The organism is Arthrobacter sp. SPT-J7 (assembly GCF_059089965.1).
Map to the genome: position 1 here is coordinate 1 of NZ_JBNHFF010000480.1, position 1,003 is coordinate 1,003.

At 64.1% G+C, this 1,003-nt stretch carries 1 protein-coding gene and 1 pseudogene; one reads left to right on the forward strand and one right to left on the reverse strand.

Annotated elements, in window-relative coordinates; all coding sequences use genetic code 11:
• Nucleotides 1-423: pseudogene (locus tag AC5RWX_RS33735) on the reverse strand (hypothetical protein); the annotation flags it as partial.
• A 418-nt stretch (nt 424-841) separates the two neighbouring features.
• Between AC5RWX_RS33735 and AC5RWX_RS33740 the strand changes: the two are divergent.
• Nucleotides 842-1,003 (forward strand): ATP-binding cassette domain-containing protein (locus AC5RWX_RS33740; RefSeq protein ID WP_494100494.1); only part of this gene is annotated, 162 nt, incomplete at its 3' end.

The following is a 1,003-nucleotide window of genomic DNA, read 5'->3' on the forward strand; positions in this document are numbered from 1 at the left end:
CGCCGGAGAGGCGTACGAGCCGGAGAGGGGCAAGGTTTGCTGGTCGGACCGGTCGAGGCCCCAGGGGGCCGGCCGCTGGGTTTCGGAAACCGTGATCGGCTGATCCGGCTCCACCGCCAAGGCCCTTCCCGAGCGGACCAAGGCGGCAGCCTGCGCCGGGTTGGCTTTCATGGCAGCACCCCGCAATGCTGTCTCGAACGTGTGGGTGACTTCGATTCCTTGAGCGCGCAGTGCCCTCGCCTCGCCTGGAACATCCGTCCCCGGTGCGAACTGAACCAAGTAACGTCCGTTTCCACTTGTCGCCGTTGGGCCGGCGGCGGGAGACTTCTTTCCTGCGGCCGCTGGTACCGCCGTTGCCGTAAGCAAGACGGCGGCGAACAGGAGCGTGGCAATGGTCCTGCGCGCAGGATTGGGGAAGATCATTGTGGGGTTTCCTTCTGGGGCGCCGCGGCGAGTGCTGGCGACAGGCGTCGCTTGTCTTCGGACCTCAGCCTATTGGCGACGATGCGCCAGCCAGACGAACCTTCACTGATCCTGTGGAATTCATGCGGAACCTTGGCGAAAGCAAGCAAGGCGCTTCCGGCCCAGAGGCAGCAGTCCTGTTCGTGCCCTGCAGCTAGGCGTAGCCCTTCTTCAAGGATTGCTGCAGAGGGGCCACAGGCTCCCAGTCCAGCGTGCCAAGCAGGATCCGGCGACACGCCCCTGACACCCGCGTCATACGCCGGAGTTCCTGCGTATAGTCGAGGGGCCGGGGCCCTACTTCCCCCAAACGAAACCCGCGCACCGGCTGCAGAACTGGGCTGCATCAGAATCAGCCATGCCCTGCAGGGTACTTAGGGCCATGATCCGATTCGAAAATGTCACCAAGGTCTACGACCAGAAAGCCCGGCCTGCGCTGGACTCCGTCAACCTTGAGATCGACCGCGGCGAATTCGCCTTCCTGGTCGGCGCATCCGGCTCCGGCAAATCAACCTTCCTGCGGCTTGTCCTCAAAGAGGACCGG